5 protein-coding genes are annotated in these 7,614 nt (G+C 50.8%); 1 reads left to right on the forward strand and 4 read right to left on the reverse strand.

Annotation, left to right across the window (positions count from 1 at the left end; genetic code table 11):
* Window positions 1-103: 103 nt before the first annotated feature.
* Both pyk and JW953_18865 read right to left on the reverse strand, forming a co-directional pair.
* Entirely contained in the window at window positions 104-1,552 is a 1,449-nt protein-coding gene (gene pyk, locus JW953_18860; protein ID MBN1994765.1) for a pyruvate kinase, read from the reverse strand.
* Window position 1,553: 1 nt separating this feature from the next.
* Window positions 1,554-4,025, reverse strand: a complete 2,472-nt coding sequence (locus tag JW953_18865) for a glycogen/starch/alpha-glucan phosphorylase (GenBank protein ID MBN1994766.1) — start codon at window positions 4,023-4,025, stop codon at window positions 1,554-1,556.
* Between the two features lie 197 nt (window positions 4,026-4,222).
* Between JW953_18865 and JW953_18870 the strand changes: the two genes are divergently transcribed.
* Complete coding sequence (locus JW953_18870; GenBank protein ID MBN1994767.1) at window positions 4,223-5,092, forward strand: nucleotidyltransferase domain-containing protein; 870 nt, start codon at window positions 4,223-4,225, stop codon at window positions 5,090-5,092.
* On the opposite strand, the gene JW953_18875 is transcribed toward JW953_18870, so the two are convergent.
* Together JW953_18875 and JW953_18880 are read right to left on the reverse strand one after the other, a co-directional pair.
* On the reverse strand, window positions 5,089-6,243 hold the full coding sequence (locus JW953_18875) for an STAS domain-containing protein (protein MBN1994768.1): 1,155 nt from the start codon (window positions 6,241-6,243) through the stop codon (window positions 5,089-5,091). The two genes, JW953_18870 and JW953_18875, sit on opposite strands and share 4 nt — an antisense overlap.
* Window positions 6,218-7,510 carry a PAS domain S-box protein gene (locus JW953_18880; protein MBN1994769.1) on the reverse strand — a complete coding sequence of 431 codons (1,293 nt, stop codon included), beginning with the start codon at window positions 7,508-7,510 and terminating at the stop codon, window positions 6,218-6,220. Before JW953_18880 ends, JW953_18875 begins: the two co-directional genes overlap by 26 nt.
* Window positions 7,511-7,614: the final 104 nt, after the last annotated feature.

Genomic DNA, 7,614 nt, shown 5'->3' on the forward strand with positions numbered 1-7,614 from the left:
GGGGCAGGTCTTGTGCCTGCCCAGGGCGACCACAAGGATTCGCCCCTACATATTGGGGTATGCCACGGAAAATCCCAAAGAGCCATTAATTATTAATACGGCCTCACCAAATAGAGACGTCATCAAGCGGGCGGTTAAGATCAACAATTTCTAGCTGATTGGTGCCGCCTGAAGACCCCTGGGTGAGCAAGGCCACATCCCCCGTTACGCCGTGCTGTTCCAGCCAACGGCGGGCGTAATGTTCCCAGTTGGCCGGGCGCGTGGTTTCATGCACCGGATAAACGCCATAAGAAAATTGCATATTCTGGCAAACGGCCTGGTTGGGGCTGACCGCCACAATCCACATGGGCACTCTAAACCGGCTCAGTCGCCGGGGCGTTGCGCCGCTTAAGGTGGGCGTGATAATGGCGCAAGGATCCAGGGTTTCTATACTAAAGAAAATACTGAGCGAGATGAGGTCTTCGGTGTTGATTTTACGGCTATTTTTGGCGGATTGCAAAAGCTGCACCACGTTACCGGCACAACATTGCGGTTCTGTCACTTCGGCAATGTGGGTCATCATTGCTACCGCGTCGGCGGGATAACTGCCCACCGCAGTTTCTTCGGAGAGCATCACGCAGTCGGTGCCGTCAAGGATGGCGTTGGCCACGTCGGTGGCTTCGGCGCGGGTAGGCCGGCGGTTGTGGACCATTGACTCCAGCATGTGGGTGGCGGTGATGACGGGTCTTTCAAAAAGATTGGCCTGGCGAATGATTTGTTTCTGGGTAATAGCAATTTTTTCAATGGGAATTTCCACGCCCAAATCGCCGCGGGCAACCATGATGCCGTCGGATACTTTTAAGATAGCGGCCAGGTTTTCCACGGCGCGAGAACGTTCAATTTTGGCAATGATGAAAGGCTCATAATTCATTGCCGCTGCTGTTTGGCGGACCAGTTCAATATCCTCCGGCCCTTCCACAAAGGATTGGCTGATGGCGTCCAGTTTTTGGGCAGCGGCAAATTCCAGAAATTTCCGGTCTTGCGGGGTGAAAGCATTGACGCCCAACTCGATATCGGGAAAATTGACTCCTTTATGAGGGCGCAGTTCTCCGCCCACCAATACTTCACAATGAACTTCTTGCCCTTTAACTTTTTTGACTTCAAGCTGGATAAAGCCATCACTCAGAAAAATCTTATCGCCCGGCTTGACCGCCTGGGGTAGTCCGGCAAAATTCAGCGAAACCCGTTGGGGGGTGCCAATGATGTCTTCGGTTTGCAAAATAAAGGATTGGCCGCGTTCCAACTCAACCAACTCTTGCGCCAAACGGCCAATCCGCATTTTAGGGCCGGGCAGGTCGCCCATAATGGCCACACGCTGTTCAACAGCCCCGGCTGCGGCGCGGATATTTTTGATAACTTGGGCATGACGGTCAAAATCACCGTGGGCAAAGTTCAGGCGGGCTACGTTCATGCCGTTGGCCATCATCCGTTCCAGCATCGCCTGCGTTTGCGACGCCGGGCCAATGGTGCAGACGATTTTTGTTTTTTTGGGAGGTAAATTTGGGTTTGGCATACTACCCTTCCTCAACCCTCATGGGCATCACTTTCCAGATGTCCAAACAATACTGCCGTATGCTCCGGTCCGACGAAAAAAAGCCGCAGCGGGCTACATTGAGAATGGACATCCGCGTCCACGAGCGTTCCAGCCGGTAAAGCCGGTCCACCTCATCTTGACACTCCAGGTAAGATTGGTAATCGGCCAGCAGCAGGTATTCGTCGTGATACAACAGGGAGTTGATAATAGGCTCAAAGAGTTTAGTGTCCCCATGAGCAAAGTAGCCGGAGGCAATGCGGTCAAGCACTTGTTTGAGTTCGGCGTTGTCGTGATAGTAGTCCATGGGATTGTAGCCTTTGGCTTTCAGGGCAAACACTTCGTCGGCATTGAGGCCAAAGAGGAAAAAGTTTTCTGCGCCTACGCGCTCGCGGATCTCAATGTTGGCTCCATCCAACGTGCCTACGGTCAGCGCGCCGTTGAGGGCAAACTTCATGTTGCCGGTGCCGGAGGCTTCTTTGCCCGCCAGCGAGATTTGCTCGGATACGTCAGCCGCCGGGTAAATTTTTTCACCCAGCGACACATTGAAGTTGGCCAAAAAAACCACTTTCAAACGGTCGCGCACAGCAGGATCGTTATTGACCACCTCGGCAACGGCGTTGATGAGTTTGATGATGAGCTTGGCCATTTGATAACCGGGCGCGGCTTTGGCCCCAAAGATGAAGGTCCGCGGTGTAAGGTCAAAATCCGGATTGGCCTGGAGCCGGTTATAAAGGGTAATAATGTGCAACACCTTGAGCAACTGGCGTTTATACTCGTGCAGCCGCTTGACCATAATGTCAAACATGGAGTGGGGGTCAACTTTAAGGCCGTTGTGTTTTAGAATGTAGGCCGCCAGCTCTTCTTTGTTCTGCTGCTTGATGGCCTGCCACTCTGTGCGGAAGCGGGCTTGATCGGCAAACTTTTCCAGCTTTTGCAATTGATCCAGGTCGTTGAGCCAATTATCGCCAATTTTGGCCGTTATCAACTCGGCCAGGCGAGGGTTGGCCAATTTCATAAACCGGCGTGGGGTGACGCCGTTGGTTTTGTTGTTAAACTTCTTCGGCCACATCTCGCCAAAGTCGCGCAGGGTCTGTTCTTTGAGCAATTTAGATTGCAACTCGGCTACGCCGTTGATGGAAAAACTACCCACGCTGGCCAGGTGAGCCATCCGCACCTGCCTTTCCTGGCCCTCCTCGATGATGGACATGCGGGCCACCCGTTCCTCATCGTAGGGAAATTTGGCCCTCACTTCATTCAGAAAACGGCGGTTGATTTCATAAACAATTTCCAGGTGCCGGGGCAGCAGCCGGCCAAAGAGGTCAATGGGCCATTTTTCCAGGGCTTCCGGCATCAGGGTGTGGCAGGTATAGGCAAACATGCGGGTAGTAATGTCCCAGGCCAATGCCCACTCAAAGCCATACTCGTCAATCAGCAGGCGCATCAGTTCGGGGATGGCCACCACGGGATGGGTATCGTTGAGTTGGATAACCGCTTTTTCCGGCAACTGCACTAAATCACCGTTAAAAGCCAGATAGCGGCGGATGATGTCTTGCAAAGAGCAGGTGACAAAAAAGTACTGCTGTTTAAGCCGCAATTCTTTGCCCTGGGGGGTGTTGTCGTTGGGGTAGAGCACTTTGGTGATGTTTTCCGAAAGGGTTTTTTGCTGCACGGCGCGGGCGTAGTCGCCCACGTCAAAAAGCTGAAAATCAAACTCTTTGCCGGCCCTGGCCCGCCACAGGCGCAGCAGGTTGACCGTGCCGGTTTTGTAGCCGGGCACCAGGGTGTGGCAAGGTTCGCCCAACACCGTCTCGTTAGGCAACCAGCGCACCCGGTAATGGCCCTCCTCGTCGGTGTAGCTTTGGGTAGAACCGCCAAACTTAACTTCCACCATGTCGTCTGGCTGGGCAAATTCCCAGGGGTTGCCGCAATGCAGCCAATCGTCGGGGCTTTCCACCTGCCAGCCATTTTTGAAAGATTGTTTGAAGATGCCAAACTCGTACCGAATCCCGTACCCCATACAGGGAATGTCCATCGTGGCCAGCGAGTCGAGAAAACAGGCTGCCAAACGCCCCAGGCCGCCATTGCCCAGGCCGGGTTCACAATCCAGTTCAATGAGGTCGGCCAGGTTGAACCCATAATCGGCCAGGGCTTGCCGGGCCAGGGCGGTGGTGTTGGTGTAGAGCATATTTTGGGTGAGCTGTTGGCCCAGCAAATACTCTGCCGATAGGTAAAAGACAAATCTGGGGTTGTTTTCAAAATAGGCGTCTACGGTTTTGCGCCAGCGTTCCATTAGATAATCGCGCACAGTATAAGCCAGGGTCATATAAATGTCGGAACGGCTGGCAGTATAAGCGGACTGGCCCCGGGTATAGTAGAGGTTATCGGCCATTGCTCTTTTGAAAGCTTCAACGGTGCGATCGGTGCGGTGGTTGCTTTGTTTTTTAGCGCTCATTTGATTTCACCTCAACAATTTTTATTTACCTAATTTTATTGGCTTTTACCCAGAAATAGTTACCCTCCCCCCGATAATAACCAACGCTATCAAGATAGGCAATTTTGCCTGATTGAGCAAATCGGGACTATTCTTAAAGCCAAGCTGAAGATAAAATAGGTTCAATATTAATTTTACCCGGAGCTTTGTTGACAAAAATGATGAATGAACTAAATCCACATGCCGCTTGGCGCTTAAAATTGGCCGTTCAAATTAGCCACCGGCTCCGCAAATTTGAGGGGATTCAGGCCATTGTTGTGGGCGGTTCTGTAGCCCGGAACTACGCAGACGAATACTCTGATCTGGAAATGCCGCTGTTTTGGCCCAAACTCCCTCCCGACACAATGAGAAAGGCCATTGCGGCCGACCTGCATGCCGATTTTTTGACGGAGTACAACGGCCCCGCCCAAGAGGACAATCTGCTCATCAACAACTTTCAGGTGGATTTTTGGCACAATACCGTGGCCGAAGAAGAAACTGTCATCGCGGATGTTTTGACCCGTTTTGAGACCGATTTAGGCAGCAGCAACTTTATGGACACCGTGCGGGTATGTATTCCCCTCTACGGCGAGGCAATTATCAATCGCTGGAAGGAAAAGGCCCAACACTACCCACCCGAATTGGCAGTGAGGAATATCCAAGAGAACCTGGCCCACCTTGATCACGGGCAGCTTGCCTTGCATGTTAAAAGACATCATCCCACCCTGGTATACGGCCACCTCAGCGAGCTGCAAAAACATATTTTCCTGGTTTTACTGGCCTTGAATCGAGAATATTTTCCCACCTTCAAATGGATGTATCAGGCCCTGGCAAAAATGCCCATCAAGCCGCCGGACGTTGAGCAGAGATTCCGTAACGCCTTCAACTGCCCCCAGGATGAAAGTGTTGGGGATATGTTCAGACTGATCAATGAGACGCTCTTCCTGGTAGAACAGCATTATCCCCAAATTGATACAACTGCCGTGCGTAAAAGATTGTCTATTTCGCGGGCAGCGCATCATAAACCAGCAGATGAGGTGAACCGTTAGATTTTGCCCAATTCAAAGCCCAGTTCTTTAAGCGCCACACCTAACCCTGTCTGCAAGTCATTCAAGGTAACCACATTACTCCAATCAATACCCAAGTCCACAATGGCCTCGGCCACCGCGTCGGACACGCCGGTGACAATAGTTTGCGCGCCCTTGAGCTGGGCGGCCTGGATGGTTTTGTTAAGATGGTTGACGATGCCAGTGTCCACCAGCGGCATACCAGTCACATCTAAAATAACGAGTTTAGCCCGGTGCTGCGTAATGCCGGTCAACAGGGAACGGGTGATGTCACGGGCATGCAGGCTATCTACACTACCGATGAGAGGTAACACAATAATACCTTCCGCAACCGGGATAACCGGCGTCGAAAGTTCACGAATGACATCTTGCTGCGCTGTAATTTGTAAACTGGCCTGTTCTAGCTGTTCTCGTTGTTCTCTTTCACTGTTCATTCGTCTTTCAATTTCTTGATTCGCTCGTTGTAATTCCAGGTTAGCCAATTGGGATTGATAAAATTGTTTATCCTGTCCAATTAAAATCAAGCGCACAATTAAGATAACCACTAACAAAGCAAACGCACCAAAGAGCGTCCCAATAATTAAGTTGACAGTTTCATCAAGAGGAGAAAATATTTTAGGCGACCAAATTTTGGCCACAAATAGGCTGACAACAAAAGCCAACACTGTTACCCCAATCACCCAGCGACTATCTCTGTCATCCAGAATTGTATAACTGACAATAATAATGGCGAGAAAGCTGACACTCATGGCCGGAATGATAGCCGGGAGTACTATAACTTGGGTGACTATTACCAGCAGGAGAGATAAAACCATTATGTAGCCCCCCAGCCTGGCCCACCCTGCATGGAACAAGAAAGGGTAGCCCAAGCCTGCCAAAACAGCCACTAAGGCTCCACCAGCGTATATCACAAGTTGGGTATATTGGGGCACAAATAACCAGAGAATGACAGGTGAGATAGTTAACACGCCGGCAGCTATCCATACATATTTGCTGAACATTAAGGAGAATTTTGCCTTGCGAGCGCGTATTTTATCATCAACCCATTGCGTATCTTGAGTGGTGAAAGTATTCTCAGTATCCATATTTACAATGACTCCTGGGTAGTTATTGTGATAGGTTTGATAAGTCACGAGAACTCAGTACCATTCCTAAGCGATTAAGCGCCATCATTAACCCGGTTTGCAAATCGGATAAAGTCTCGACGCCGCTCCAGTCAATACCCAAATCCACAATGGCTTCGGCCACAGCATCGGACAGGCCAGTAACAATGGTCTGCGCGCCCTTGAGCCGGGCCGCCTGGATAGTTTTGTTGAGGTGATTGACGATGCCGGTGTCCATCAGGCCCACGCCGGTCACATCAAGGATGACCACCTTGGCCCGGTGCTGTCGGATACCGGCCAACAGGTTACGGGTGATGTCACGGGCGCGCAAGCTGTCAATGTTGCCCATAAGCGGCATCACAATAATGCGATCCATAATGGGGATAACGGGCGTGGCGAGTTCCGCAATGGCCTGCTGCTGGGCTTTGATGATCTCTTGTTGCAAGTGCTCGTGTTTGGCTTCGGCCTTTTTGCGGGTGGTAATATCGGCAGAGGCTACCAGCAACGTTTGTTCGCCGTTGAAGATAAAAAACTGGGTAGCCATATTGACCCAGAACATCCGGCCGTTATCGAGTCGCTTCATCCGCATTTCGTAATCTTTCAGCGCGCCCTTTTCACGCAGGGCGGCCAACAAGGGCACCCGGTCGTCAGGGTCATAATAAAAATCCAATATCCGCATGCCAATTAACTCGGCCACCGGTTTGCCAAACATTGCCCCGAATTGTTCATTGGCGTACAAGAGAACGCCATCAGTCATACGCGTGATTGACATCCCCGTAGGTACAGCTTCCAGAATTTGGCGCTGGCGTTCTTCGCTGTCGCGCAGGGCGGCTTCGGCTCGTTTACGCTCGGTGAGGTCGAGGATAAAGGTGCAGTTATACTCCTGCCCTTCATATTTCAGGTAATTGGCCACAATTTCCACCGGGATAATACGCCCGTCTTTGGTGCGATGTTGCGTTTTGTGTAAAGGAATTTTATTTTCCCGCACCCGTTGCCATATTCCCGGCCACATTTCTTTGGTCATCAGCGGGTCTATGTCAAACACACTCATGGCAAGCAGTTCTTCGCGGGAATAGCCCATGATGTTGCACATGGTGTCATTGACATAAGCAAAGGAGCCATCGGCTTGAACCCAAGAAACTCCCTCCGGCGCATGATCAATAGAGAATTGCGCCTTAAATGAAGCATCTTGGATCTGTTCAAGTTGGGACACTACAGTTTCAAGTTTAGCAATTTGGGCGTGGGCTGAAGTTAATTCTTGGATAAGCTGCTCTTTGGTTTTTTTCCGGTTATCCATAGAAATGCCCTTTCTATTAACCTGAGTTCGGGATAAGCCCTAAAAACTTTAATTGGATACAGATTTCACAGATTTACACAGATTATGTCAAAAAAACTAAAGAA

Source organism: Anaerolineae bacterium (assembly GCA_016931895.1).
GTDB lineage: Bacteria > Chloroflexota > Anaerolineae > 4572-78 > J111 > JAFGNV01.